General features: G+C 72.1%; 21 protein-coding genes. 9 read left to right on the top strand and 12 right to left on the bottom strand.

The window, feature by feature from the left end:
* Window positions 1–4 precede the first annotated feature (4 nt).
* Entirely contained in the window at window positions 5–502 is a 498-nt protein-coding gene (locus tag ASG05_RS15085; protein ID WP_056262671.1) for a DUF4188 domain-containing protein, read from the bottom strand.
* 73 nt (window positions 503–575) lie between these two features.
* On the opposite strand from ASG05_RS15085, the gene ASG05_RS15090 reads away from it, so the two are divergent.
* Window positions 576–1,184 (top strand): MerR family transcriptional regulator, encoded by a 609-nt coding sequence (locus ASG05_RS15090; RefSeq protein WP_056262674.1) that lies wholly within the window; start codon window positions 576–578, stop codon window positions 1,182–1,184.
* A gap of 37 nt (window positions 1,185–1,221) precedes the next feature.
* Here the strand turns inward: ASG05_RS15090 and ASG05_RS15095 are convergent, their stop codons facing one another.
* The 3 genes from ASG05_RS15095 to ASG05_RS15105 form a co-directional block, all read right to left on the bottom strand.
* Window positions 1,222–2,658, bottom strand: coding sequence for an MFS transporter (locus ASG05_RS15095; RefSeq protein ID WP_056262679.1), 1,437 nt, complete (start codon window positions 2,656–2,658; stop codon window positions 1,222–1,224).
* 117 nt (window positions 2,659–2,775) lie between these two features.
* Window positions 2,776–5,439, bottom strand: coding sequence for an ATP-dependent DNA ligase (locus ASG05_RS15100; protein WP_056262682.1), 2,664 nt, complete (start codon window positions 5,437–5,439; stop codon window positions 2,776–2,778).
* Window positions 5,440–5,603: 164 nt separating this feature from the next.
* Complete coding sequence (locus ASG05_RS15105) at window positions 5,604–6,491, bottom strand: SDR family oxidoreductase (RefSeq protein ID WP_056262685.1); 888 nt, start codon at window positions 6,489–6,491, stop codon at window positions 5,604–5,606.
* A gap of 91 nt (window positions 6,492–6,582) precedes the next feature.
* Between ASG05_RS15105 and ASG05_RS15110 the strand changes: the two genes are divergently transcribed.
* Window positions 6,583–7,560, top strand: a complete 978-nt coding sequence (locus ASG05_RS15110) for a Ku protein (protein ID WP_056263207.1) — start codon at window positions 6,583–6,585, stop codon at window positions 7,558–7,560.
* A 109-nt stretch (window positions 7,561–7,669) separates the two neighbouring features.
* On the opposite strand, the gene ASG05_RS15115 is transcribed toward ASG05_RS15110, so the two are convergent.
* Genes ASG05_RS15115 through ASG05_RS15125 form a run of 3 tightly spaced genes read right to left on the bottom strand, consistent with a single transcriptional unit; the run spans window position 7,670 to window position 12,208 of the window.
* Window positions 7,670–7,948, bottom strand: a complete 279-nt coding sequence (locus ASG05_RS15115) for a Rho termination factor N-terminal domain-containing protein (RefSeq protein WP_056262689.1) — start codon at window positions 7,946–7,948, stop codon at window positions 7,670–7,672.
* A 40-nt stretch (window positions 7,949–7,988) separates the two neighbouring features.
* Window positions 7,989–10,391: a phosphoketolase gene (locus tag ASG05_RS15120; RefSeq protein WP_056262693.1), complete on the bottom strand. Its 2,403-nt coding sequence runs from the start codon at window positions 10,389–10,391 to the stop codon at window positions 7,989–7,991.
* Window positions 10,388–12,208 carry a glycoside hydrolase family 15 protein gene (locus ASG05_RS15125; protein WP_056263211.1) on the bottom strand — a complete coding sequence of 607 codons (1,821 nt, stop codon included), beginning with the start codon at window positions 12,206–12,208 and terminating at the stop codon, window positions 10,388–10,390. Before ASG05_RS15125 ends, ASG05_RS15120 begins: the two co-directional genes overlap by 4 nt.
* Before the next feature lie 240 nt (window positions 12,209–12,448).
* Here ASG05_RS15125 and ASG05_RS15130 point away from each other — a divergent pair, with 240 nt between their 5' ends.
* Window positions 12,449–13,321 carry an SMP-30/gluconolactonase/LRE family protein gene (locus ASG05_RS15130; RefSeq protein ID WP_056262696.1) on the top strand — a complete coding sequence of 291 codons (873 nt, stop codon included), beginning with the start codon at window positions 12,449–12,451 and terminating at the stop codon, window positions 13,319–13,321.
* A 123-nt stretch (window positions 13,322–13,444) separates the two neighbouring features.
* On the opposite strand, the gene ASG05_RS15135 is transcribed toward ASG05_RS15130, so the two are convergent.
* Together ASG05_RS15135 and ASG05_RS15140 are read right to left on the bottom strand one after the other, a co-directional pair.
* A complete protein-coding gene (locus ASG05_RS15135) occupies window positions 13,445–14,626 on the bottom strand; it encodes an NAD(P)/FAD-dependent oxidoreductase (protein WP_056262700.1) in 1,182 nt (393 codons plus the stop codon).
* 85 nt (window positions 14,627–14,711) lie between these two features.
* Window positions 14,712–15,251 (bottom strand): Dps family protein, encoded by a 540-nt coding sequence (locus ASG05_RS15140; protein WP_082486856.1) that lies wholly within the window; start codon window positions 15,249–15,251, stop codon window positions 14,712–14,714.
* A 237-nt stretch (window positions 15,252–15,488) separates the two neighbouring features.
* Between ASG05_RS15140 and ASG05_RS15145 the strand changes: the two genes are divergently transcribed.
* Together ASG05_RS15145 and ASG05_RS15150 are read left to right on the top strand one after the other, a co-directional pair.
* Entirely contained in the window at window positions 15,489–15,863 is a 375-nt protein-coding gene (locus ASG05_RS15145) for a hypothetical protein (protein ID WP_056262703.1), read from the top strand.
* Between the two features lie 52 nt (window positions 15,864–15,915).
* Entirely contained in the window at window positions 15,916–16,662 is a 747-nt protein-coding gene (locus ASG05_RS15150) for a triacylglycerol lipase (RefSeq protein WP_056262705.1), read from the top strand.
* On the opposite strand, the gene ASG05_RS15155 is transcribed toward ASG05_RS15150, so the two are convergent.
* Window positions 16,659–17,612 carry an alpha/beta fold hydrolase gene (locus ASG05_RS15155; protein ID WP_082486857.1) on the bottom strand — a complete coding sequence of 318 codons (954 nt, stop codon included), beginning with the start codon at window positions 17,610–17,612 and terminating at the stop codon, window positions 16,659–16,661. The two genes, ASG05_RS15150 and ASG05_RS15155, sit on opposite strands and share 4 nt — an antisense overlap.
* 9 nt (window positions 17,613–17,621) lie before the next feature.
* On the bottom strand, window positions 17,622–18,695 hold the full coding sequence (locus ASG05_RS15160; protein WP_056262709.1) for an aromatic acid exporter family protein: 1,074 nt from the start codon (window positions 18,693–18,695) through the stop codon (window positions 17,622–17,624).
* Window positions 18,696–18,814: 119 nt separating this feature from the next.
* Here ASG05_RS15160 and ASG05_RS15165 point away from each other — a divergent pair, with 119 nt between their 5' ends.
* From ASG05_RS15165 to ASG05_RS15175, 3 genes are all read left to right on the top strand, one after another.
* Window positions 18,815–20,011: a phosphotransferase family protein gene (locus ASG05_RS15165; protein WP_056262712.1), complete on the top strand. Its 1,197-nt coding sequence runs from the start codon at window positions 18,815–18,817 to the stop codon at window positions 20,009–20,011.
* A gap of 84 nt (window positions 20,012–20,095) precedes the next feature.
* Window positions 20,096–21,568 carry an FAD-dependent oxidoreductase gene (locus ASG05_RS15170; RefSeq protein WP_056262716.1) on the top strand — a complete coding sequence of 491 codons (1,473 nt, stop codon included), beginning with the start codon at window positions 20,096–20,098 and terminating at the stop codon, window positions 21,566–21,568.
* A 381-nt stretch (window positions 21,569–21,949) separates the two neighbouring features.
* Complete coding sequence (locus tag ASG05_RS15175) at window positions 21,950–24,082, top strand: DEAD/DEAH box helicase (RefSeq protein ID WP_056262719.1); 2,133 nt, start codon at window positions 21,950–21,952, stop codon at window positions 24,080–24,082.
* Window positions 24,083–24,137: 55 nt separating this feature from the next.
* Here the strand turns inward: ASG05_RS15175 and ASG05_RS16640 are convergent, their stop codons facing one another.
* On the bottom strand, window positions 24,138–25,091 hold the full coding sequence (locus ASG05_RS16640; RefSeq protein ID WP_056262722.1) for a hypothetical protein: 954 nt from the start codon (window positions 25,089–25,091) through the stop codon (window positions 24,138–24,140).
* Window positions 25,092–25,244: 153 nt separating this feature from the next.
* Here ASG05_RS16640 and ASG05_RS16645 point away from each other — a divergent pair, with 153 nt between their 5' ends.
* Entirely contained in the window at window positions 25,245–25,640 is a 396-nt protein-coding gene (locus ASG05_RS16645) for a VOC family protein (protein ID WP_056262725.1), read from the top strand.
* Window positions 25,641–25,722: the final 82 nt, after the last annotated feature.

Below are 25,722 nucleotides of genomic sequence, written 5' to 3' on the forward strand. Positions count from 1 at the left end.
GGCGTCAGGCCGACGCGGCGCCGGGCGTCCGGCCGCTCGCGGCCCGGGCCCTGGCGGTGTCGCTGCGCGGCCCGACCGGCACCGACCGGGTCGCCCTGGCCAGCCCCGACGGCGCCATGCCGACGTACATGCTCTCGGCGCGCTCGACGACGAAGGTCTCGTGCCAGATGCCGACGGCGCCCGGCGCCCGGCGCGCTCGGCCGTTGAAGGCCGTCCAGGCCGGTCGGTGCGCCTGCTGCGGCGAGCTCGCGTACGCGTAGAGCTTGTCGAGCGAGGTCCAGTACTGCACGAGGACCGGCCCGCCACGACCGAGCGTCAGCCGCATGCCCGCGAGGCCGCTCTCGGGGTCGCGGAACAACTCGGTGAGCATCGGCCCCATCGCCGCGAAGACGGGCAGCCACTGGTCGGGACGCCACCAGTGGTTGACGGTCATGCCGATGAGAAAGACCACGAGCTCGCCGTCGTGCTCGTGGGTGGTCCGGCCCGGGTTGACTCGCGACATGATGTCTCCTTAGATGGATAGTGGCGCTCTCCAATATTGGAGAGTAGCGCTATCCAATGTCAAGGGGCAATCCGTGCGCATCTCCCAACTCGCCGAGACGACCGGGGTGCCGGTCGCCACGATCAAGTACTACCTGCGCGAGGGCCTGCTGCCCGAGGGCGAGCGCACCAGCGCCACCCAGGCCCGCTACGGCGACGAGCACGTGCGTCGGCTGCGGCTGGTGCGCGCGCTGCTCGGCGCGGGCGGGCTCAGCGTGGCGCGGGCCCGCGACGTCCTGGCGCAGCTCGACGGCGACCACGAGACGGTCGCCGAGGTGCTCGGCGTCGCCCAGACCGCCGTCACCGCGACGGCTGACGAGGGCGTCGACCTCGCTCGAGCCGAGGCCCTCGTGGCCGGCTGGGGGTGGTCGATCGACCCGGGGTCGGTCGACGTGCTCGCCGCGCTCGAGGCCGCGGTCGACGGGCTCGACGCCGCCGGGTTCGAGCTTCCCGACGGGGCGCTCGACGGCTACGCCCGCTCGATGGCCGACATCGCCGAGGCCGAGATCGCCGGCATCCCGGTCGACTCCGTCGACGCTGCGGTGCAGTACGTCGTGCTCGGCACCGTGCTCATCGAGCCCTTGCTGCTCGCGCTGCGCCGCCTGGCCCAGCAGGACGCCTCCTGGCGGCGCTTCGGAGCCTGACGCCGCGCCTCCTGCCGGTCGCCCCGCGACGGCGACCTCAGGAGGCGCGGGTGCGGTCGCGCAGGCCGACGAACGACACCAGCGCGCTCACCCCGAGCAGCACGGCGACGACGATCACGACGCGGTGGAACCCGCCCACCGTGAGCGCGCCTCCGGCGATGACGCCGAGGAACGCGACCGCGACCAGCCCGGCCACTCGCGAGATGGCGTTGTTGACGGCCGACGCGATGCCCGACTGCCCGGGCGGGATCTGCGACAGCACCGTCGAGGTCAGCGGTGCGACGGTCACCGACAGGCCGAAGCCGAACAGGACGACGCCGGGCACGATCTGCCACCAGACGTCGATCGGATCGCGGACGAGCAGCATCCAGACGAACCCGCTCGCGGTGATCAGCGGCCCGATCGTCATGAACAGGCGCGGGCCGTGCGTGGCGGCAAGGGTGCCGAACAGGGTGGAGAAGGCCAGCGACACGATCGTCGTCGGCAGGGTGACGAGACCGGCCAGGGTCGCGGGCAGCCCGGCCAGCTCTTGCACGACCAGCGGGATGGTCAGGGTGCCGAGGCTGAGCGCGGCGTAGATGCCGACGGTGGCCAGGTTGCCCACCGTGAAGCTGCGGGTGCGGAACAGGCTGAGCGGCATCATCGGGGCGGGCGTCCGGCGCTCCCACCAGACGAAGGCGGCGAGCGCGGCGAGCCCGACCACGAGCGGCACGACGACGAACCACGCGCCGAACCCGACGCGCTGCCCCTCGATGAGCGCGAAGACGGGGCCCGCCAGCCCGACGGCGGCGAGCACGGCGCCGACGACGTCGACCCGCGGGGGAGCGCCCTCGGCACCCCGGTGCGCGTCGCCCGGCAGCCGGGTCATGAGCACGAGGGTGAGCACGACCGGCACGACGACGACGGCGAACACCCAGCGCCAGCCGAGGGTGTCGACGAGGGCGCCGCCGGTCAGCGGGCCGATCAGGAACGCGACGCCGGTCCAGGCGGTCCAGCTGCCGATGGCCTTGCCCTGCGCCGGGCCGGTGAACGTCGAGGTGATCAGGGCGAGGCTGCTCGGCACGAGCAGGGCCGCGGTGACGCCCTGCAGGGCGCGGGCGGCGATCAGCAGGCCCGGGTCGGGGGCGAGGGCGGCGAGCACGCTCGTCACGGCGAAGCCGACCAGCCCCGCGCGCAGCACGCGCACCCGGCCGAAGGTGTCGCTGAGCGAGCCGGCCACGAGCATGAGCGAGCCCAGCGTCAGGAGGTAGGCGTCGACGACCCACTGCTGCAGGGCGAGGCCGGCACCACCGTCGCCGGCTGCGCCGCCGGCCGCCGTGCCGCCGCCGAGCTCGCGGGCGATGGCGGGCAGGGCCACCGTGACGATCGACCCGTCGAGGAACGCCACGAACGACGCGAGCACGGCGACCACGAGCACGACCCGTCGGCCGCGCAGGGTCGCGGCGTCGGTCGGGGCCGGGGGAGGTGTGCTCATGCTGCACTCAACACCCGACGGGCGCAGACCGATACCCGACGAGACGACACCAGGAGATGAGCACAGCGCCAGGCCTTCTCCTGGTGCCGTGCCCACCTCCTGGCGTCGTGCGGTGCCTCACCCCTCGCGGACGACGTCGTCCGGCGACTTGTCGGGCCGCCACCCGCGCCAGCTCGGCTGCCGCAGCCGGCCGGTCGACGTCCACTCGGCGATCGCCACCTCGCCCACCCGCGACGGGGTGACCCAGTGCGCGTCGCGCGCGTCGACCGGGGGCACGCCGACCAGCGGGCTGGTCTTCCGCTCGGCCGCCCGCAACGACGGCAGCAGCTCGTCGAGCTCGCGGTCGGTGAAGCCCGTGCCGACCCGGCCGACGTAGTGCAGTCCGTCGTCGCCGGGCACGCCCATCAGCAGCGAGCCGACCCCGTCCGCCCGTCGACCGACCCCGGGGCGCCAGCCGGCGATCACGACCTCCTGCGTCTGGTGGTGCTTCATCTTGATCCAGGCCCGCGAGCGTCGGCCGGCGCTGTAGGTCGCGTCGCGGCGCTTGGCGACCACGCCCTCGAGCCGGAGGCGCTTCGAGGTGGCGACCGCCGCCTCCAGGTCGCCGTCGAACGCCGGGGGCACGTCGATGGCGCCACCGCTCTCGACGATCCGCTCGAGCACCTCGCGCCGGTCGTCGTACTCGTCCTTCACGAGCGAGCGACCCTCGGCCCGCATGACGTCGAAGAGCAACAGCTTGACGGGTGCACCCTTCGCCGCCCGGGCCACGTCGCGGGGCCGCGTCAGCCCCATGCGCGTCTGCAGCAGGCCGAAGTCGGGGCGACTCTTCTCGTCGACGGCCACGATCTCACCGTCGAGCACCGCGCCTCCTCCGCTGTCGACCCGCTCGGCCAGCACCTGCAGCTCGGGGTAGGCCGGGGTGAGGTCGTTGCCGTTGCGACTGGTCAGCGTGACCGCGCCGCCCTGGACGACCGCCACCGCGCGGATGCCGTCCCACTTCATCTCGAACGCCCACTCGCCGTCCGAGACGTCGTGCGCATCGCCCGTCGTCGCCAGCATCGGTGCGACGGGGTCGGGTGCGGGCATCTCCTCCTTCGTGCCACGACCCGAGGAGGCGCGGCCCGCCTTCTCGGGGGAGCCGCCGGCCGCGCGCGACGTGCGTGAGGAGTTGCCGACGCGGCCTCCGCGGTCGTCGTGACCCGCGCCTCCTGCCGTCGTCGACCCCGCGGACGACGTGGTGGTCGGCGACTCAGGAGAATGCGCGTCTGCAGCCGTTTTCCGGGTGCCACGCGGTCGTTTGCCTGAATTGCCGACGGGCGCGGCACCCGGAGAGCCGCCGCCGTCGCCCGCGTCGTCCTTCATGCGGTGGATCAGCCAGTTCGACTCGGCGCGTCCGCCCCCGTGCCCGGTGTGGATCAACGCCACGCGCCGGGTGCCGCGCTGCTCGCCGTGCAGCACGACGATGACCTCCTTGCCGTCGCGCCACTTCTCGAGGTCGTACGCGCCCGAATCCCAGATGGTGACCTCGCCGGCGCCGTACTCGCCCTTCGCGATGGTGCCCTCGAAGGTGCCGTACTCGAGCGGGTGGTCCTCGGTCTGCACGGCGAGGTGGTTGGTGCCGGGGTCGTCCGGCTCGCCCTTGGGCAGGGCCCAGCTGACGAGCACGCCGTCGTGCTCGAGCCGGAAGTCCCAGTGCAGCGAGCTGGCGTGGTGCTCCTGGATGACGAAGCTCGTGCCGTCGGTCGAGGCGGGGGCGGCGGCGGGCACCGGCTCGGCGGTCTTGGACGCGTCCCGCTTCGACCGGTAGACCTCGAGGCGGTCCCGCGTCTTCTCGGACGGGTCGTGGTCCGCGGCCTCGGTGTTGCGGAAGTCCTCGCCCAGTTCTCCGGGCGGCACGGGCACGTGCGCCGACACGTCGGCCAGCGGGTCGCCGCGCCGCTTCAGCCGCGACAGCACCTCGGTGTACTCGAGCTGCACGAGCGACGCGGACGCGAGTTCGCGCCAGGTGCGCGGCATGGCGACGGTCGGTCTGGTCCGCCCCCGCAGCGAGTACGGGGCGACCGTCGTCTTGTTGCCGTTGTTCTGCGACCAGTCGAGCAGCACCTTGCCCCGGCGGTCGGCCTTGCCCATCGTGCTGAGGACGAGGTCGGGGTGGTCGGCCTCCATCGCCCGGGCCAGCTCGTGGGCGACCTCGCCGACCTGTGCGCTCGTCTGGCGTCCGTCGAGCCGGGCGTAGAGGTGCACGCCCTTGCTGCCGCTCGTGACGGGCATCAGCTCGAGGCCCATGCCCTCGACGATCGGGCGCAGCAGCTTCGCGACGGCGACGCACTCGGCGAGGCCGACGCCCTCGCCCGGGTCGAGGTCGAGCACCAGCCGGTCGGGGTTGCGCTGCGCTCCCTTCGGGCCGAACCGCCACTGCGGCACGTGCACCTCGAGCGCGGCGACCTGGGCCAGCCAGGTCAGCGTCGCCACGTCGTTCACCATCGGGTAGACGTTCGCGTGGTCCTTGTGCTCGACGGTGTGCCGGGCGACCCAGTCGGGTGCGGAGTCGGGCAGGTTCTTCTCGAAGAACACCTCGCCCTCGACGCCGTCCACCCAGCGCTTGCGGGTCGCCGGCCGGCCCTCGACGTGCGGCAGCATCCACTCGGCGACGGCCGCGTAGTAGCCCAGCACGTCGGCCTTGGTCGTGCCCGCGTCGGGGTAGAGCACCTTGTCGAGGTTCGTCAGCTGCAGCCGGTGCCCGCCGACCTCGACGGTCTCGCCGCGTCCCTTGCCCGCCATCGCGCGCCTCCTCGCCTCGTGTGCCTCTCGTTCTACGCGGGTCTCGTCCGACCCGGGTCGCCTCACGCCGGTCCGCCGCCGGGGACGACCGCGGCCCGCCGCCCCGCGCGAGCGGGACGACGGGCCGTGGCGTCGTCAGGACGACCGAGCCGAGGAGGCGCGGGTCAGACCGCGGGCATCGCTCCGGCGATCGTGATGGTCGCGCCCGAGGTGTAGCTCGACTCGGGGCTCACGAGGTGCACGTAGGCCGCGGCGAGCTCGGCGGGCTGACCGGGACGGCCGAACGGTGCCTGGCCGCCGAACTCCGACACCGTCTCGGCGTCGTCGGAGCCGGGCTGCAGGGGGGTCCAGACCGGGCCGGGCGAGACCTGGTTGACGCGGATGCCCTTGGGCGCCAGCTGCTGCGCGAGGCCCGAGGTGAAGACGCCGATCGCACCCTTGGTGAGGGCGTAGTCGATCTTGTCGGGGCTGGGCTGCGTGCCCTGGACCGAACCGGTCGTGACGATCGACGAGCCGGGCTCGAGGTGGGGGATGGCGGCCTGGGTCAGCCAGAACAGCGAGTAGACGTTTGTCTTGATCGTCGAGTCGATGTCTTCGGTGGTCAGGGTGAGGATGTCGTCGTTGCTCTTCATGCGACCGGCGACCATGACGAGCGTGTCGAGCCCGCCGAACTCGTCGACCGCCTTCTGCACGAGGTCGTGGCAGTACTGCTCGTCCGAGATGTCGCCGGGCACGAGGACGGCCTTGCGACCCTCGCCCTCGAGCAGGTCGCGGACCTCTTCGGCGTCCTTCTGCTCGCTGGGCAGGTAGCTGAGCACGAGGTCGGCGCCTTCGCGGCTGAGCGCGATCGCGGCGGCGCGACCGATGCCCGAGTCCGCACCGGTGACGACGCCACGGAAGCCGGTGAGGCGCTCCTTGCCGACGTAGCTGGTCTCGCCGTGGTCGGGCTTGGGGTCCATCTTCCAGGCCTCGCCGGGCAACGACTGCTCCTGCTTCGGGAACGGCGGTGCCGGGTAGAGGTCGACCGGGTTCTTCTTGTCGTATTGGCTCATGCGCCCACGGTGCCCGCACCGCGCCTCCGACGGTCGGGGCCTGTACCCCGTGGGCGGTCATTCGGAGCGCACGCGGAGAAAGATGAGCGTCATGCGATCGATCTGGAAGGGCGCGATCACGTTCGGGCTCGTCAACGTGCCCGTCAAGCTGTACAGCGCCACCGAGGACCACGACGTGTCGCTGCACCAGGTGCACGACGCGGACGGCGGGCGCATCCGCTACCAACGGAAGTGCGAGATCTGCGGCAAGGTCGTCGACTACGAGCACATCGACAAGGCCTACGACGACGGCGACCGCACCGTGGTGATCACCGGCGACGACCTCAAGTCGCTGCCCGAGGAGCGCTCGCGCGAGATCGACGTGCTCGAGTTCGTGCCGAGCGACCAGATCGACCCGATCATGCTCGACCGCAGCTACTTCCTCGAGCCGGACGGCACCTCGCCGAAGGCGTACGTCCTGCTGCGCCGCACCCTCGAGGAGACCGACCGCACCGCGATCGTGCACTTCTCGCTCCGGCAGAAGACCCGGCTCGCCGCCCTGCGGGTGCGCGGCGACGTGCTCATGCTGCAGACGCTGCTCTGGGACGACGAGGTGCGCGAGGCGAGGTTCCCCGCCCTGGAGAAGCAGACCCGCATCAGTGACAAGGAGCTCGACATGTCGTCGTCGCTCGTCGACTCGCTGAGCGACGACTTCGAGCCGGCCGACTTCAGCGACGACTACCAGGAGGAGCTGCGGCAGCTCATCGACGCCAAGCTGGAGGAGGGCGAGTCGCTCGACACGGACGCCACCTTCGGCGAGAAGCCGGATGACGACGACGGCGAGGGCGGCGAGGTCATCGACCTGATGGAGGCGCTGCGCCAGTCGGTCGAGAAGAACCGGTCGGGTGGCCACCGGAAGCCCGCGAAGAAGCCCGCCGCGTCGTCGACGAGCGCCTCCGCGGGTTCGACGAAGCCGGCCGCGAAGGGGCCGGCCGCGAAGAAACCCGCCGCGAAGAAGCCCGCTGCGAAGAAGCAGCCCGCCTCGTCGGCTCCGAAGAAGAAGGCGGCCCCGAAGAAGAAGGCCAGCTGACGGCATCGCGGCCGAGTTGCCGTGAGGCGAGCGCCTGCGGCACGGACACCCCCGGCGGACGGCAACTCCGACACTCAGTGCTCAGTGCTCAGTGCTTAGCGCTCAGCGCTCAGTGGTCGCGCAACGCCTCGACCAGGTCGGCTTTCTTCAGGTCGGAGTAGCCCGTGACGCCCAGTTCCTTCGCCCTCGCCTTGAGGTCGTCGACGGTCCAATCGTCGTACGACCCGGCCCTGCCCCCCTTGGCAGCGACCTTCTTCTCGCTGTTGCCCTTCTGCGCGGCCGCGTTCGAGATGCGCGCCGCCTTCTCCTTCGAGGCACCCTCGTCACGGAGGGCCTCGTACATGTCGGGGTTCTTCAGCTGCGGGGGAGTGTCGTCCTTCGGCGTCATGCGCCCGACCGTACGCCCGGGCGGTCGACCTGTCGCACCCTCAGGCGCCGAACTGCCAGCCGGTGACGTCGGGGTGGTCCTCGCCGTGCTCGTAGGCGTACGCCCGGGCGGCCTCGCGTCGCGACTCGAGATCGGCGACCAGCTCGGGGTGCTCGTCGGCCAACCCGGGCACCCGGTGCAGCACGTCGAGCACCAGGCGGTACCGGTCGATGTCGTTGAGCATGGCCATGTCGAAGGGCGTCGTGGTCGTGCCCTTCTCCTGGAAGCCCCGCACGTGCAGGTTGTCGTGGTTCGTGCGCCGGTAGGTGAGCTGGTGCACGAGCGACGGGTAGCCGTGGAAGTCGAAGACGACCGGCTTCGAGGTCGTGAACAGCGCGTCGAAGTCGTCGCTCGTGAGGCCGTGCGAGTGCTCGGTCACGTCCTGGAGGCGCATGAGGTCGACGACGTTGACCACGCGGGTGGTCAACGACGGCAGCAGTTCGCGCAACAGGTCGGCGGCGGCGACCGTCTCGAGGGTCGGCACGTCGCCGGCGCAGGCCAGCACGACGTCGGGGTCGACGCCGTCGACGGGCGTGCCCTCGGTGCCGGCCCACTCCCAGATTCCGGCACCTCGCCGGACGTGCTCCTCGGCTTCGGCCAGGGACAGCCAGGCCGGTGACTCCTGTTTGCCCGCGACGATGACGTTGACCGTGTCGGTGGTCCGGAACGCGTGGTCCGCCACGGCCAGCAGCGTGTTGGCGTCGGGGGCGAGGTAGATGCGCACGAGGTGCGCCTGCTTGTTGACGACGACGTCGAGGAAGCCCGGGTCCTGGTGGGAGAACCCGTTGTGGTCCTGCCGCCAGACGTGCGACGAGAGCAGGTAGGTGAACGACGAGATGGGCGCGCGCCAGTCGATCTCGTCGGCGCTCTCGAGCCACTTGGCGTGCTGGTTGAACATCGAGTCGACGATGTGCACGAACGCCTCGTACGTGTTCAGCAGGCCGTGGCGCCCGGTCAGCAGGTAGCCCTCCATGAGGCCCTGCAGCAGGTGTTCGCTCAGGACCTCCATCACGCGGCCGCTGCGGGCGACGTGTTCGTCGTCGGGCCAGATGTCGGCGGACCAGACGCGCTCGGTCACGTCGAACACCCCGTCGAGGCGGTTCGACACCGTCTCGTCGGGCCCGAAGAGCCGGAACGTCGACGGGTTGTCGCGTACGACCTCGGCGAGCCACCGGCCGAGCACGCGGGTGGCCTCGGCCTGGGTGCGGCGGTCGTCCGACGTCTCGACCGCGTGCGCCCGGTAGTCGCTCAGGGACAGGTCACGCCGGACGAGACCGCCGTTCGACGCCGGGATGGCGCTCATGCGCTTCTCGCCACGCGGTCGCAGCCCGTCGAGCCACGCCACGGGTCGCCCCGTCTCGTCGAACAGCTCGTCGGCACCGTAGGAGCGCATCCAGTCGTCGAGCTGGGCGCGATGCGCGTCGTCGTCGCGGACCCCGCTGAGCGGCACCTGGTGCGCCCGCCAGGTGCCCTCGATGCGCAGCCCGTCGACGACCTTCGGCCCGGTCCAGCCCTTGGGGGTGCGCAGCACGATCATGGGCCAGCGTGGCCGCTCGCCGTCGGCGCCGGCGGCCCGGGCCTCCCGCTGCAGCTCGTCGATGCGCGCGAACGCGTGGTCGAGGGCCGTCGCCATGCGTTCGTGCACGCGCATGGGGTCTTCGCCGTCGAAGCCTCCTGCGACCACCAGCGGCTCGTAACCGTAGCCGCGCATCAGGTCGATCAGCTCGGACTCCGGGATGCGCGACAGCACCGTCGGGTTGGCGATCTTGTAGCCGTTGAGGTTGAGGATCGGCAGGACCGCCCCGTCGTGCCGGGCGTCGAGCAGCTTGTTCGCGTGCCAGCTCGTCGCCAGAGGGCCCGTCTCGGCCTCGCCGTCGCCGATGACGCACACCGCGACCAGGTCGGGGTCGTCGAGCACGGCGCCGTAGGCGTGGCTCAGCGAGTAGCCGAGCTCTCCGCCCTCGTTGATCGAGCCCGGGGTCTCGGGGGCGGCGTGCGACGGGATGCCCCCGGGGAACGAGAACTGCTTGAACAGCTTCTGCATCCCTGCGGCGTCCTGCGACACGTCGGGGAACAGTTCGCTGTAGGTGCCCTCGAGGTAGGTGTTGGCCACCATGGCCGGACCACCGTGCCCCGGGCCGCAGACGTACAGCAGGTCACGGTCGTCGCGCCGGATCACCCGGTTCAGGTGGGCGTAGACGAAGCTCAACGCGGGGGACGTGCCCCAGTGCCCCAGGAGGCGCGGCTTGACGTCGTCGCGCCGGATCGGCCGCGTGAGCAGCGCGTTCTCCAGGAGGTAGATCTGACCGACGGTCAGGTAGTTCGCCGCGCGCCACCACGCGTCGACGAGGGTCAGGTCGTCGGGGGTCGTCGGCTCGGCGGGGGCCGCCCCGTGCTCGCTCACTGTCCCTCGAGATCGTCGGTCGTGCCCTCGCGGCCCATCTCGTCGATGGTGATCGCCGCGTTGACGAGCGCGAGGTGGCTGAGGCCCTGGGGCAGGTTGCCGAGGAACTGCCCGTCGTCGGCGCTGATCATCTCGGTCAGCAGGCCGAGGTCGTTCGGCTGCCGGACGAGCTCGTCCATCAGCTCGACCGCCTCGTCCTGTCGGCCCACGCAGGCCAGTGCGCTGGCGAGCCAGAAGGCGCAGGCCACGAACGTGCCTTCCTCCTGGTCGACCTCGCTGTAGCGGAACACGAGGGGGCCGGCGCCGAGCTCGCGCCGGATGGCGTCGATGGTGCTCGACATGCGCTCGCCGCGATCGAACCCGCTCGGGGCGTGCAGCAGCACCGAGGCGTCGAGCTTCTCGCTGCCCGGGTACATGACGTACGAGCCCACCTCGTCGTTCCAGCCGTGCTCGGCGACCCAGTCGACGATCAGGTCGCGGTTCTTCTTCCAGAACTCGACGTCGTCGGGGTCGGGGTGCATCTGGCCGACCTCGGTCAGATGCAGGGCGGCGTCGATGGCCTGCCAGCAGCCCATCTTGCTGCTCACGTAGTGCTGCTCGTCGGCGAGCTCCCACATGCCCGAGTCCTTCTCCTGCCAGCGACGGCAGGCGTCGTCGGCGAAGCCGGCCAGCAGGTCGCCGGTCGACTCGTCGAGGATGTTGCCGTCGGCGGCGTACTGGCTCATGATCGCCAGGATGTCGGCGTAGGTGCCGAGCTGCAGCTGTTCGCCCGCCGGGTTGCCCTTGTAGACCGGGCCGATGCCCCGCCAGCCCTCGGAGCCGGTCTCGTGCGTGCCGTCGGGCACCGTGCCGTCGAGGTTCAAGAAGATGTGCATCGTGTGGCCGTTGGCCTTGAGCGCCGACAGCAGCCACGACACCGCGGCCTGCGTCTCTTCGCGCAGGCCGAAGCGGACCAGCGCGTTGACCGTGTAGGCCAGGTCGCGGACCCAGGCGAAGCGGTAGTCCCAGTTCTTGTCGCCGGTGAAGTTCTCGGGCAGGGCTGCGGTCGCCGCCGCCGCGATCGCGCCGGTCGGGCTGAAGATCAGGAGCTTGAGGGCCAGGGCGCTGCGCTGCACGGCCTCGGACCACGGGCCGTCCCAGTTGAACTCGTCCGACCAGGTCTGCCAGTTGCGCGCCGTGCGGTCGATGCCCTGGTCGACCACGTGCGGGTCGGGCAGGTGCAACGGTTCGTCGTCGACGCCGCAGAGGCAGATCAACGAGCGCGAGCCCTCGTGCGTGGTGAACTCGCCCCAGAAGCGGTGCGGCCCGCCGTGGGACTCGCCGTCGCCCGGTTCGATCGAGTCGAGGCGGCCGTGCTCGAAGCCGACGAGTGCGAGGTTGATGTCGGCGGCCCGCAGCACGGGGCCGTGCAAGGTCTCGACCCGGCGGATGGGGTGCGTGCCGAAGGTGTTGCCCGGGATCACGGCCCAGCGCATGTCGACGGAGCCCGAGACGCCCTCGACGCGTCGGGCGAGCTCGGCCCAGGGCAGGCGCCCCGCGATGCCCGTGACCAGGGCGTCCGTGATCTGCACCACGCCCGAGGAGGTGCGGAACCTCGTCACGAGGACGTTGGTGTTCACGACGTACTCGCGCTGCACCTCGAAGTCGTCGTCGACGGGCCGCAGTTCGATGCGGCCGCCCTTGCCCGAGTCGACGATGCCCGAGAAGACGGGGTCGCTGTCCATGTCGGGCATGGGCAGCCAGTCGATCTGGCCGTCGCGGGCGATGAGGGCGACGGTTCGGCCGTCACCGATGGCGCCGTACGACCGCAGCGGCACGTAGCCGTCGTCACGCGGGTCGGGCCGGTGCCATTCGCCGGCGGCGCCGGTGGTCGCGCCGTGGTGGTCGGCCTGGGTGTCGTCGGTGGTCTCGAGGGTGTCCGTCACCCGTCCTACGGTGGCCCGTCGCGCCTCCCGGTGTCCGCCCCTCGCAGTGTTCTGTGTGCAAGGGGGCCGCCACCGTACCCCTGGGGGCGAGGCGTGGAGAGGCTGGACATGCCGGGCGCGTAGACCTGGTGGATGTCCCTACCGACCGGAACCACGTCCGAACCCCGACTCTTCCTCGACGCCAGGGCCACGCTCGGTGAGAGCCCCGTCTGGGACGTCGACGCCCACGAACTCGTCTGGACCGACATCACGAACGGCCTGCTGCACCGCACCTCGGCCGACGGCACGCGCGACACGACGGTCCTCGTCGACCCGCCGCTGCCGAGCTTCCAGCGACGCCGCGGCGGAGGCCTGATCGCGGCCCTCGACGACACGGTCGTCGTCATGCGCGACGACGGGACCGAGCAGCGGACGATCGCCACGGTCGACCACGCCGACGAGCGCCTGCGGTTGAACGAGGGCAAGTGCGACCCGTTCGGCGCCTTCGTCGTCGGGGCCACCGACCCGGAGGGCAGCCCCGTCGCCGGCCTCTACCGCGTCGCACCCGACGGCAGGCTCACTCAGCTGCGCGACGACTTCGCCACGACCAACGGCTTCGAGTGGAACGACGACGGCAGCGAGATCTACCTCGCCGACACCGGTGACGACACGATCTACCGGGCCTCGTGGGATGCCGAGGGGACCCTCGGCGAGCTCGTGCCGTTCTCGTCGCAGGGCGCCCACGACGGCCTGGCCCGCGACGAACGCGGCGAGTTCTGGGGCGCCATCTTCGGCGAGGGCACGGTGGTGCACCTCGACGCCGACGGGGTCCTGGTCGACGAGATCGCCTTCCCCGTGCCGAACCTCACCGGCATCGGGTTCGGCGGCGACGACCTGCGGACGCTGTTCGTGCTGTCGGCCCGCGAGGGGCTGAGCGACGAGCAGCTCGAGGAGTTCCCGCTCAGCGGCGGCATCTTCGCGCTCGAGCTCGACCGGGCCGCCCGCCCGCCCTTTCTCTTCGGCTGAGGCCGTGCCGCCGGAGCACGATGCCCGGCACGACGACGACCACGAGCCCGACCACGACCGAGACGACGACGCCCGCCCGATCGCGTGATCGGGCGGGCGTCGTCGTGTCGGTGTCGGCAGGCGTCAGATGCGTCCCACCAGCTCGTCGCGCGGCACGGTGCCTGCCGCGATGACGGCGCGGGCCGCGTCACGGGCCTCCTCGACGTTCCAGAGCAGCACGCCCTCGACCGCCCCGCCCTCGCCGAGGTAGTAGACGACCGCGCGGCCGCCGTCCTTCTCGTCGACGACCGTCTCGAGTGAGGCGTCGAGCGTGCCGACGGCCTCGTACGAGATGTCGAACACCTTCGAGTAGTAGTACGGCGTGTGGTCGTAGACCTCGTCGGCGCCGGTCATGTTGCGACCGACGACGGGGCCCTGCGACTTGGCGTTGTCGACGTGCTCGACGCGGCGACGACCGAGGATCGCGTCGGGGTACGACGCGACGTCGCCGGCGGCGAAGACGTTCGGGTCGCTCGTCCGCAGGTGCTCGTCGACGACGATGCCGTCGTCGGTCGCTAGTCCCGAGTCGGCCGCGAGGTGGTCGTCCACCGAGATGCCGAGGCCGACGACGACCCCGTCGGCGTCCAGCGTCGAGCCGTCGTCGAGTCGCAGGTGCACGCCGGCGTCGTCGGCCGTGCCGCTCTCGACGCGACGTCCGCGGGCCAAATCGACCCGCGCCTCCTCGAAGGCCTTCTCGAACGTCGACGCGATCGACGCGGGGAACACCGACGCGCCGAGCACGTCGTCGGGGAAGACCAGGGTCACGCGGGTGTCGTTCTGCACGAGTGCCGCGGCGAGCTCGGTGCCGATGTAGCTGCCGCCCACGACGGCGACGTGGCGACCCGACCCCGAGAGCGACCGCAGCCGCCGGTAGTCCTCTGCCGTGCGGAAGTACACGACGCGCTCGTCGTCGGGCAGGTCGAGGGCCGTGGGGCTGCCGCCGGTGGCGAGCAGCAGCGCGCCGTAGCCGATGACGTCGCCGTCGCTCGTGGTGACCGTTCGTGCCTCGCGGTCGATCGACTCGACGAGGGTGCGCAGGCGGATCTCGGCACTCGAGTCGGCCACCGTGCCGAGGTCGTTGTCGGCCTCGGTGTAGTCGGGGTCGGTCCAGAGCTTCTTCGACAGTGCGGGGCGCGTGTACGGCGCGTCGACATCGGCGCTGACGATCAGCACCGTCGCGTCGGGGGTGGTCTCGTGGATCGCCTTCGCGGCGGCGTCGGCGGTCATGCCGCCGCCGACGATGACGTGGTCGAACGATTCGGTCATGGGGTCGTCCCTTCGACGAGAGAGGGCACCGCCCGGGAGGCGCGGGTCGCGCGGCCTCGGACGGTGCCCTGGTGAGGTGGTGGGGTCAGTTGGCGACGGCGCCGACGCGGTCGAGGCCCTCGGCCGCGGCGTCCTCGTCACGCTGACGCGTGGCGTCCTGGCGGGCGTCCTTCTCGGGGTGGCGGTTCTCGGCGCCGGTCATCCAGGCGAGCTGCTCGAGGCGCTCGAGGATGCTGTGCAGCACGTCGGCGGTCGTGGGGTCCTCGTCGTCGACGTCGTCGTGGACGGTGCGCATGGTGCCGGTGACGGCGTACATGCGGTCGACGATCAGGTCGACCACCGCGGTGGTCTCGACGGGGCCCGCGGGGAACTCGGGCAGGGTGGTCTCGCGGGTCACGGTCGCGCTGCGGCCGTCGGGGATCAGGTAGACGGCGCGCATGCGCTCGGCCACCTCGTCGCTGAACTCGCGGGCGGCGTCGACGATCTCGTCGAGCTGCAGGTGGAGGTCGCGGAAGTTCGAGCCGAGCAGGTTCCAGTGCGCCTGCTTGCCCTGGACGTGCAGCTCGATGAGGTCGACGAGGACCTTCTGCATGTTGTCGCGGAGTTGGTCGGATCCCTGGAACATGATGTCTCCCGTTCGTCGTGGGTGTCGTGCGGAGTCGTCGCACCGGTGGGTGCGTCGTGGACGGTAGACCGCGGCGCTCGACGGCTGCTCAGCCTTCGGGGGACAGCCGTGATCGAGTCGTGACGGTCGGCCCTGGAGGCCGGACCGTACCGGATGGTATGTTCGGCTCGATCGGCACCGACGCCGACGCCCGGCCGCGGGTACCCGATCCGTGGCCATGCTCTGAGGGGGGCTGACATGGCACGAGCGGTACCCGGACGCGCCGACCGTCGCGGTTTCGACGCGGCGGAGATCACCCGGCTGCGACGCGAGATCGAGAGCGCCTGGGGGGCGTTCGACGACATCGAGCAGATGGACTTCGCCCACCGCGTGCGGGTCGTCCACGGTCTCTCCGACACGCTGCCCGACGCGGCCAGCGCGGCGGCTCGGGCCGGCCTCGGCGACCTGGCCCTGGCGCTGCTCGACGACGCGGTGGCCTTCCCGCCCCCGTGGGCGTCGATCTGCGGCCGGTGGGACCTCACCCTCGAGATGGCCAGAGCCGCGGTCGAGTCGATCGCCTGGCCCGAGGGCGAGCCCTGGGGCGAGGTGCCGCTCGTCGAGACGGCCGCCTGACGGCTGCCTGTCGGCTCGGACGTCGTCGGCCCGGGCCGCCTAGCCTGACGGGATGGACTCCACGCCGTCACGCGGTCAGGACCGCCGCCGGGTCGGCCTCTGGCGGTTCGTCCGGACGCTCGTCCTCGACTACCGCTTCGTCTGGTGGGTCCACCTCGTGACCCGGTCCGGCCGGGTCGTTCCGCGACGCTACCGTGACGGCGACCGCGAGCCGGTGCTGTTGCTGCCGGGCGTCTACGAGACCTGGCGGTTCCTCCGCCCGGTCGCCGACCGCCTGAACGACCTGGGCCACCCGGTCGTCGTCGTGCCGGGCCTGGGGCACAACCGTCGCCCGATCGCCGCGACGGCCGAGGTCGCCCAGCGCATCCTCGACGCACACGACCTGCGCGACGTCGTCGTCCTCGCGCACAGCAAGGGCGGACTGGTCGGCAAGACGATGATGGTGTCGACCGACCGCGAGGGGCGCATCGCCCGGATGGTGGCCGTGAACAGTCCCTTCTCGGGCACCCGGTGGTCGACGGTCCTGCCGAACAAGGCGCTGCGGGTCTTCTCGCCGCGCGACGCCGACCTGCTCCGGCTCGCGGAGCAGCGCGAGGCGAACCGCACGATCACGTCGATGGCGTCGCGGTTCGACGCCCACGTCACCGAGGGCAGCGTGCTGCCCGGGGCGGTCAACCTCGAGTTCCCCGTCGACGGCCACTTCCGCCCGCTCGGCCATGCGCGCTGCGTCGCGATGATCGTCCGCGAGGTCGAGAGCGGTGCCGGGTCGCGCCGGCGTGACGCGGGCGGCCGCTCCTAGCCCTCGACCCAGCCCAACGCCCTCAGGGTCTCGTGCGGTCGCTCGACGTGGGCGAAGTGGCCGCAGTCGTCGAGCAGCGTCGTGCGGGCGTGGCGCACCACCGTGGAGAGGCGGTCGAGGTCGGAGGGGCGGGCGAACACGTCGTCGGCACCGCCCACCGCCGCCACGTCGCAGTCGATGCCGCGCCAGCGCGTCGCGTCGTAGTCGCGTCCCGAGCGTGACGCCGCGAGGAACCCCCGGGGTCGCAGCTCGGCGACGAACGCCTCGAGCACCGAGCGCGGGACGCGCTCGACGTGGCGGAACACCGGCGCCGAGAGCGCACGCAGCAGGCCGATGCGCGCGGCGCCGCGCAGCAGCGTCACGGAGGCGCGGGGCAGCAGTCCGAAACCCGCCCGCAGCAGGGTGAAGGCCGGCAACCGCACGAGACCGCGCACCGGGTGCGAGACGGCGTCGATCGCCGAGAAGGAGGTGGCCGACACGACCGAGACGCTGAGGACGAGGTCGGGGCGGGTCGCGGCGAGGTGCAGGGCGATGAACGCGCCCATCGAGTGGCCCACCAGGTCGAACTCGGTCACCCCGAGGACCTCGGCCACCTCGACCACGACCGCCGCGGCCGACGCGACGTCGAGCCCCGGGTCGGGTTCGGGCGAGTCGCCCCAGCCGGGCAGGTCGATCAGCACCGGGCGGGTCACGACCGCCGCCGCCTCGCGGGCCGCGAGCAGCAGGGGCGTCCAGGTCGTCCACGAGCCCGCCGCTCCGTGCAGCATGACGGTCGCGCGGTGACGACCCGAGCGACCACCGGGCGGGGCGTGGTGCACGACGGTGGTGCCGTGCGAGGTGACGACCGTCTCGCGGACGAGGTCGAGTCGCGCCGGATCGGTGACGAGCCCGAACGGCGCGTAGCCGATCGGCGGGCTGGCGGCCACCCCTGTCGCCCGGCCCCGTCGCATCGTCGGATGCTACCCGATGATCTCTTCGCGCACGCGTCTCAGGTCCTCGAGCAACGAGCCGACCAGCACCCAGTTGTCGGGGTCGGGGCGCAGCACGCTGACCGGCGAGGTCAGGGCCGGGCCGTCGTCGACGCCCGCGCCGGTGTGCCCACCGATGGCGTCGGTGGCCGAGGAGGCGCGACCGGCCGGCCGCGCCTCCTCGGTCGTCCGCGCCAGCAGGCGCACGTCGTGGGCCGCCCGCCTCAGGTCTTCGGCGATGCGCTGCACCACGGGGTCGTCGGCCAGCCCGGCGTCGTAGTTGTCGTGCACCGAGCGGACCATGCCGACCACGCGGTTGACGAGCACCGTCAGCCGGCCGAGCAGGGCGGCGTCGGCCTCGAGCACGCTGCGGTTGCGACTGGCCCGCGGGTTGAGTTGCAGGCTCTCTTCTCCGGCCGTGATCGCGTCCACCGCCCGGGCCTGGGCGACCCGCAGCTCGCGGGCCTTCGTCAGTCCCGCCGCCAGGCGCGCCTGCTCGACCGGCTCGTCGAGGACGGCAGCCGTCTCGTCGAGCACCGACGCGATGTCGCGGGCGAGGCGCCCGACGGCGAGGTGGGCGGGAGCGAGGGCCACCGGAGGCACGATCAGGGCGTTGATCGCGAGGGCGATCGCGGCACCGATGACGGTCTCGAGCACCCGGTCGAGGGCGTAGTCCGGGGTCTGCGCACCGATCGCCAACACGAGCATGGCCGAGATCGGCACCTGGTTCGCCGAGCTCGGCGTCAGCCGGAACGCCCACGCCACGAGCAGGCTCACCACGACGATGGCGAGCACGATCCAGGTCGCGTCGCCGAACACCTGGCCCGCGGCGTAGGCGATCAACACGCCGGCGATCACGCCGACGCTGCGCTCGATGCCCCGGACGAACGACTGGTTGACGCTCGGCAGCACCACCAGCAGGGCGGCGATCGCCGCGAAGATCGGCAGCGGCTGCTGCAACAGGGCCACCGAGGCGAACCAGGCGGCCATCACTGCCACGCTGGTCTTCACCACCTGCAACAGGGGCGTGCGCTTCGTCTGGCGGATGCGCGAGACGATCTTCACGACACCCAGGGTAGACGGGGAGGCGCGGCGTGCGTGGCGCCCCCGCGTCAGGTCACGAATCGGTCACCTCGCCCGCGCCTCCCCGCCGATCACGCCCGATGCTGGTTGACTGCGTCCCCGTGTGGCCCAACTCCGCCGAGGTGCTCCCCGCCGCGTTCGCGAACTCGGGGCTGACCGTCGTCGCCTTCCGACCGCACTCGGTCGAGCCCTCGGGCGCCGGGTTCCTGTACGGCTACGAGGTCGACACGGTCGACGCCTCGGGCGCGACCTCGACCGTGCTCACCTTCATCGACACCGACACGCGTGCCGCGGACGGTTCGTCGGTGCTCACCCGCGACCCCGGCACCGGGCAGCTGCTCGCCGTCTGGGCGTACCCCGCCGACCCGATGCTGCCCGCGCTCGCCGGGGCCACCTACCCCGACCGCGTGGTCGACTCGCTGGCGGCCCTCGGAGTCGTCGTCACCGAGCCCCGGCTGAGCGTCGCGGCGTACCGACCGGGCAAGCGCGCCGTCATCCGGCTCGACGCGGCCGAGACGACGGTGTTCCTCAAGGTCATCCGGCCCGACCGGGTGGGGCCGATCGTCGCCCTGCACGAGGCCTTCCGGGCCCAGGGGCTGCCGGTGCCCGCCGTGCTCGCCTCGCGACCCGACGGCCTGCTCGTGCTCGAACGCGTGCCCGGCGTGCCAGCCGGTCAGCGCGTCGTCGAGCTCGCCGACGACCCCCGGTTCGTCGAGCAGATGGTCGACCTGGGCACGCGCATCGCCCACGTCGACGTGACCGCGCGGGCCCAGTCCGACGCCCTCGACCACGGGGCCTGGCACCGCGCGACGCTGCGGGCCGCGCTGCCCGACCGGGCGGCCGAGATCGACGGCCTCTACGACGAGATCGACCGACGCCGCGCCTCCTCGGCCTCGGACGCCCTGGCCGTGATCCACGGCGACCTGCACCTCGAGCAGCTGTTCGTGCACCCGTCCGAGCCCTGGCGCGTGACGGGGCTGCTCGACGTCGACACGGCGGGGCTCGGCCACCCCGCCCGCGATGCGGCGGCGCTCGTCGCCCACCTGGTCGTGACCGGTCAGTGGCACCGCGGCAACGGCGACGAGGCCGAGGCCCGGGCCTGCGAACGCCTCGCCGACGACGTGACGCGCACCTGGGTCGAGCGCCTGCCCGGGCTGGCCGACCGACTCGCGCCCGGCGTCGCGTCGCAACTGCTCGCCCACGCGGGCGGCCAGGCGACGCTCGGCACCGACACGGGCCGCCGCAAGGCCGTCCAGCTGATCGGCGCCGCCGCCGGCACCCTCGCCCGCCCCGCCTGACCCGAGCGGCAGGGGCGGCAGGCACGCGACGCCCGACCGGCCTACCGTGGCGCGCAGCACCCATCCGCGCACCCGGAGGCCCCCATGCCGTCACCCTGGCTCGACGCCGCGCCCGACGTCACGACCGACACGGTCGACCCCGAGACCGTCTACGACGACGTCATCGTCGGCGGCGGCCTGACCGGCCTGGTCACCGCCCTGCTGTTCGCCCGGCGCGGCCACCGCGTCGTCGTCCTGGAGGCGCGCTCGGTGGGCCGCGTCGCCAGCGGCAGCGGCACGGCGTCGATGTCGTTGCTGCAGGGCAAGCAGCTCCAACGAATCCGCACGAACACCTACCAGGCCGTCGTCGACGCCTACGTCGCCGGCAACCGGGCCGGGTTCGACTGGATGGTCGACTACCTCGACGAGGCCGGGGTCGAGGTCGAGCGCCGTGACGCGTTCAGCTACTCGACGACGCGCGGTGGCATCGCGACGGTCGACGACGAGTACCTCGTGGCCCGCCGGGCAGGCCTGCCCGTCGTCAAGGAGTTCGGGCTCGACCTGCCGTTCGGCACGACCGGCGGCCTGCGACTGCCCGACCAGGCGCAGTTCGACCCGATGCAGGCGGTCGCCGCGCTCGTGGCCGACGTCCGGGCGCTCGGCGGCATCGTCGTCGAGGGGGTGCGCGTCACGGGGGTGGACGCGTCGGACCCGACGGTGACGCACAGCGACGGCCCCGACGTCCGCGGCCGCCGGGTGCACGTGACGACCGGCAGCCCCGTGCTCGACCGTGGCCTGTACTTCGCGAAGCTGCGCAGCGAGCGCTCCTACGGCCTCGCCTTCGACGGCGCCGACGACCTGCCGGGCGGCATGTACCAGGCGGTCGACGGGCCCACCCGGTCGTTCTCGGCCGTGGGGGACCGCCTCGTGACCGGCGGCAACCGGCACGCGGTGGGTCGCGCCTCCTCGACGACGGCGTTGGTCGACGACCTCGTCGACTGGACGACGCGCCACTGGCCCGGAGCCCGCCTGACCCACTCGTGGAGCGGTCAGGACTACGGGACGCCGCACCACGTGCCGTTCGTCGGCTGGCTGCCCCGCGGCCGCGGTCGCATCTACCTCGCCACCGGCTACGAGCACTGGGGCCTCACCAACGCCGTCCAGGCGGCGATGACGCTCGTGTCCGACGTCGTCGGCGACCCCCAGCCCTGGATGACCACCCTTCACAAGCGCGTCACGACGCCGATCGCGATCGCGTCGGGCATCGGCATCAACGCGGCCGACGCCTGGTGGGCCGCCAAGGGCTGGGCGGGCGCCATGACCAGCCGCCTGGTCGCCGTCGCACCGGCCGAGGGTCAGGGCGAGGTCGGTCGGTCCGCCGGGTTCGCCCCGGTGGCCCGGTCGACCGTCGACGGCGAGGTCTGCACCGTGTCGGCGATCTGCCCGCACCTCGTCGGCATCGTCACCTGGAACGACGCCGAGCGCTCGTGGGACTGCCCCCTGCACGGCTCGCGCTTCGCCGCCGACGGCACCGTGCTCGAGGGGCCCGCGAAGCACGGTCTGCGCCGCCGCGGCTGAGTCGGCGCGGCGGGACCACCGTCGCGACCCGCGAAACACCGGGAGGCGCTGGTGGCGTACCGGCGTCGCGTGCGCGTAAACTGTCCCCAGCTTCACCGCCCGGGTGTTCTCCGGTCCGCGCCTCCTCCGGTGCGAGTCGACACCTCGGCGTGACGGGGCTTCGGGGCACGCCGTCGTCGGACTGCCCACCACGAAGGCCGCCCGTCGCGAAGCCGGTACAGCTGTACACCGCGCGGCACCCCGCCCCGCACGCACCCGGCGCGACCGTCTCGGTCGCCGTCCGTCCCGGGTCGCCGAGCCTCTCGGCGTCCTGCGCAGCACCCGCCGCCGACACGGCGGCACAGCACCGTCGACGCCTCGCGTCGACCACGAGGAGGAGCCTTGGCTCGACCAGGCCAGCGTCAATCGGGTGGCACCCGCACCGCCCAGCGTCCGAACCGTCGCCGCGAGGTCGACAACGACGGGCTCATCCCCGTCCTGGCCCGCGCGGTGCGCGAGGTCGAGGCCGCGGCCCAGCGCGGTCAGGTGAAGCCCTCGAGCCGCACGAAGTTCCAGGTGATCGCCCTGCTCATGCGCGAGGAGCGCACCCGGGTCCGGGGCGACAAGGCGATCAGCGAGTCCGAGCGCGCCGAGCAGATGAAGCGCCTCGACGGCGTCGCCCAGATCCTCGCCAAGACCGCGGCCCGCGACACCTCGCTCATCACCCTGCTCGGTGAGGCGGCGACGGTCAGCGAGGCCGCGAAGACGCTGAAGCGCGACATGCAGATGTCCGCCGGCCTCGAGCTCGAGCCCGAACAGCAGATCATCGTCACCGAGGCCGCCCCCGTGGCCCCGGCCTCCGAGCGGCAGGTCGTGCCGCAGTCCGTGATCTCGCGTCAGCTCGCGAACCCGTTCCTGCCGCCCGACTTCGCCCTCGCCGAGGTGGCCCGCGAGGCCCACCCCCGTCGGCTCGCCAACTGGGAGCTCTTCGGCCCCCTGTTCAAATCGTTCGAGTACGGCGCGGGCGGTGGCTCCGCCTGCATGCCGCTGCCCGAGCCGACCACGGTCGACGCCCCTGCCGGCGCCACCTTGATGCACCACCAGGCCCAGCTCGTCGAGTCCGCCCGTCAGGGCCACCGCACCTACCTGCTCGCCGACGAGCCCGGGCTCGGCAAGACCGCCCAGGCGTTGCTCGCCGCGCAGGCCGCGTCCGCCTACCCGCTGCTGGTCGTCGTGCCGAACGTCGTCAAGACCAACTGGGCCCGCGAGGTCCAGCTGTGGACGCCGACGCGGTCGGCGACCGTGATCCACGGTGACGGCGAGAAGCTCGACGCGTTCGCCGACGTCGTCATCGTGAACTACGAGGTGCTCGACCGCCACGTCGGCTGGCTCGGCGAGCTCGGCTTCAAGGGCATGATCGTCGACGAGGCCCACTTCATCAAGAACAAAGAGAGCCAGCGCTCGCGCCACGTGCTGCAGCTGGCCCAGCGCATCCGGTCGCGCACCGCTCACCCCCTGCTGATGGCACTCACCGGCACGCCCTTGATCAACGACATCGAGGACTTCCGCGCCATCTGGGAGTTCCTGGGCTGGATCGGCGACAAGAAGCCCGCGGCCGAACTCATGGAGCGGCTCGAGGAGGTCGGCCTCACGCCGGCCGACCCGGGGTTCTTCTCGTCGGCACGTGAGATCGTCATCGACCTCGGCATCGTCCGCCGCAAGAAGGTCGACGTCGCGTCCGACATCCCCGCCCGCCGCATCGCCGACCTGCCGGTCGAGCTCGACGACGAGGTGGGCCGGTCGATCCGCGACGCCGAGCGTGAACTCGCGCGCCGCATGGTGCAGAAGTACCGGACGGCCCTCACCACCCGCACCTCCGGGGTCCGGGTCGAGGGAGTCGACCACGACCTCGTCCGCCAGGTCGCGAAGTGGGAGCTCGAGGACGCCAGCGCGTCGAGCACCGGCGAGAACGTCTTCAGCATGGTGCGCCGCATCGGCCAGGCCAAGGCCGGCCTCGCGGCCGACTACACGGCGCAGCTCGCCCGCAACGTCGGCAAGGTCGTCTTCTTCGCCAAGCACATCGACGTCATGGACGTCGCCGAGGCCACCTTCGCCAAGCGCGGCATCAAGTACTCGTCGATCCGTGGCGACCAGACCCCGGCCGTCCGCCAACGCCAGATCGACGCGTTCGTGAACGACCCCGAGGTCGAGGTCGTGGTCTGCTCGCTGACCGCCGCCGGCGTCGGCCTCAACCTGCAGGTCGCCTCGAACGTCGTGCTGGCCGAGCTGTCGTGGACCGACGCCGAGCAGACGCAGGCCATCGACCGCGTGCACCGCATCGGCCAGGCCGAGCCGGTCACGGCGTGGCGCATCATCGCCGCGCAGACGATCGACACCAAGATCGCCGAGCTGATCGACAGCAAGGCCGGCCTCGCCGCACGAGCGCTCGACGGCGACGACTCCGAGGTCGTCGACTCGGTCGACGTGCAGCTCTCGGCCCTGGTCGCCCTGCTCACCGAGGCCCTCGAGGCCTGACCCGGCCGCGGCCCACCGCCTCGCAACGCACCGCGTGTCGTGCGCGGCTCCGTGACTAGTCACGGTGCCGTGCACGATTCGCGGTGTGGACGCGGGGGACGCCCGCTCGCTCGAGCCGCGTGACGATCCGCTGCGGTCGCGCGAGGTCGCGCCAGATGGTGCGTGTCACCCGGTTCACGTAGGGCAGACTCCTCAGCCGGTCCTCACGGACCTTCTCGAGGACCACGATCTCGTCCGCCGTCAGCCCGTGTCGCATCTCGCGGTCGAGGTACTTCACGAATCCGTCGAACTCGTCGTACACGCCGTACGCCTCCCACCCGAAGTCGGTGTGACCGATGAGCCCCTCGTCGTCGACGTGCCGCTCCTGCAGACGGGGTGCTGGGAATCCGAGACCGTCGAGGGCGACCCGGTAGACCGATTCGCCGGCGGAACCGGCCAAGGGGCTGGCGAACTCGGCGACCCAGGAGGCGCGGGTCGAGCCCCGGACACGGTCCCGTCCCAGCAGGCACGCCTGGTACTCGTCCAGCGTGCACAACCGACGTCGCAGGCAATGGTCGAGGACGGCCACGGCCTGACTCCGGGTGCCGGTCAGGGCGACGTCCACGGCGGTCCGGGCCGGCGTGGTCACGACGAGACCCCGATGACGGGTGATCTCATCCGACGGCAACCGTGCCGCATGCCTCGTCACGTGTGCACCCGTGTGGGTCCGTGCGCGAGCCGGGTCGGTCGTCGAGACGCGGGCCAGCGGCGGGCCGAGCACCGGCATGCCCCACACGGCGGCCGCCGAGGTGTGAGACACGACGACCTCGTCACGCATCCGGCCGACCGCAGCCACCGTCCGGAGGGCGTGGCGCTCCTCTCGACGCAGGCCGCGCCAGGCCACCGACTCGACGTAGCGGCCCGGCGCGACACGCACGTGCTCGCCCCGGGCGTGGGCACGGCGTTCCGCCGGGTCGTCGAAGCGCGATCGGATGAGGAAGGAACGGAGGTCTGGTTCGTCGGTGGGCACGCGTCGATCGTCTCGGGCGCCGGAGGACTCCGACGTCGAACCGGGCCGCCCTGTGGACGAATTCGGGGGACGACCGCACGGGGGACGAGAGGCCCTTCCCAGGACACGCGAGTTCGGTGGCCGGAGAACACCCAACCATCGAAGGAGCACCCCATGCCCGAACTCTCCGGCTACGCCCACGTCGCCATCACCGTCTCCGACCTCGACGCGAGCCTCGCCTTCTACGAGAAGCTGCTCGGTGCCGGCCCGGTCGGCCGCATCGAGCTCGACGGCCTCGACCGTCGCATCTTCTCGGTCGGCAACGGGCAGATCCTCGGCGTCACGGCCTACACCGACGGCTCGTCGGCGGCCTTCGACCCGACCGTGCCCGGGCTCGACCACATCGGCCTCGCCGTCAGCGACCGCGACGGCGTCGTCGCGTGGCAGCAGCACGCGACGTCGGTCGGCATCGAGTCCGACCTGCAGGACGTCGACTTCGGCCACGCGCTGATGATCAAGGACCCCGACGGCAACCAGATCGAGTTCTTCGCCCCGCCCGCACAGAGCTGACCCGGGCCTCCCGCCCGGATCGCACCGCGTTTCGTGCATCGCACCGCGACTGGATCGTGTGCGCTGAACGAAACGCGGTGCA

Origin of the sequence: Frigoribacterium sp. Leaf186 (genome assembly GCF_001423905.1) — a bacterium.
In the GTDB taxonomy this organism is placed as follows: domain Bacteria; phylum Actinomycetota; class Actinomycetes; order Actinomycetales; family Microbacteriaceae; genus Frigoribacterium.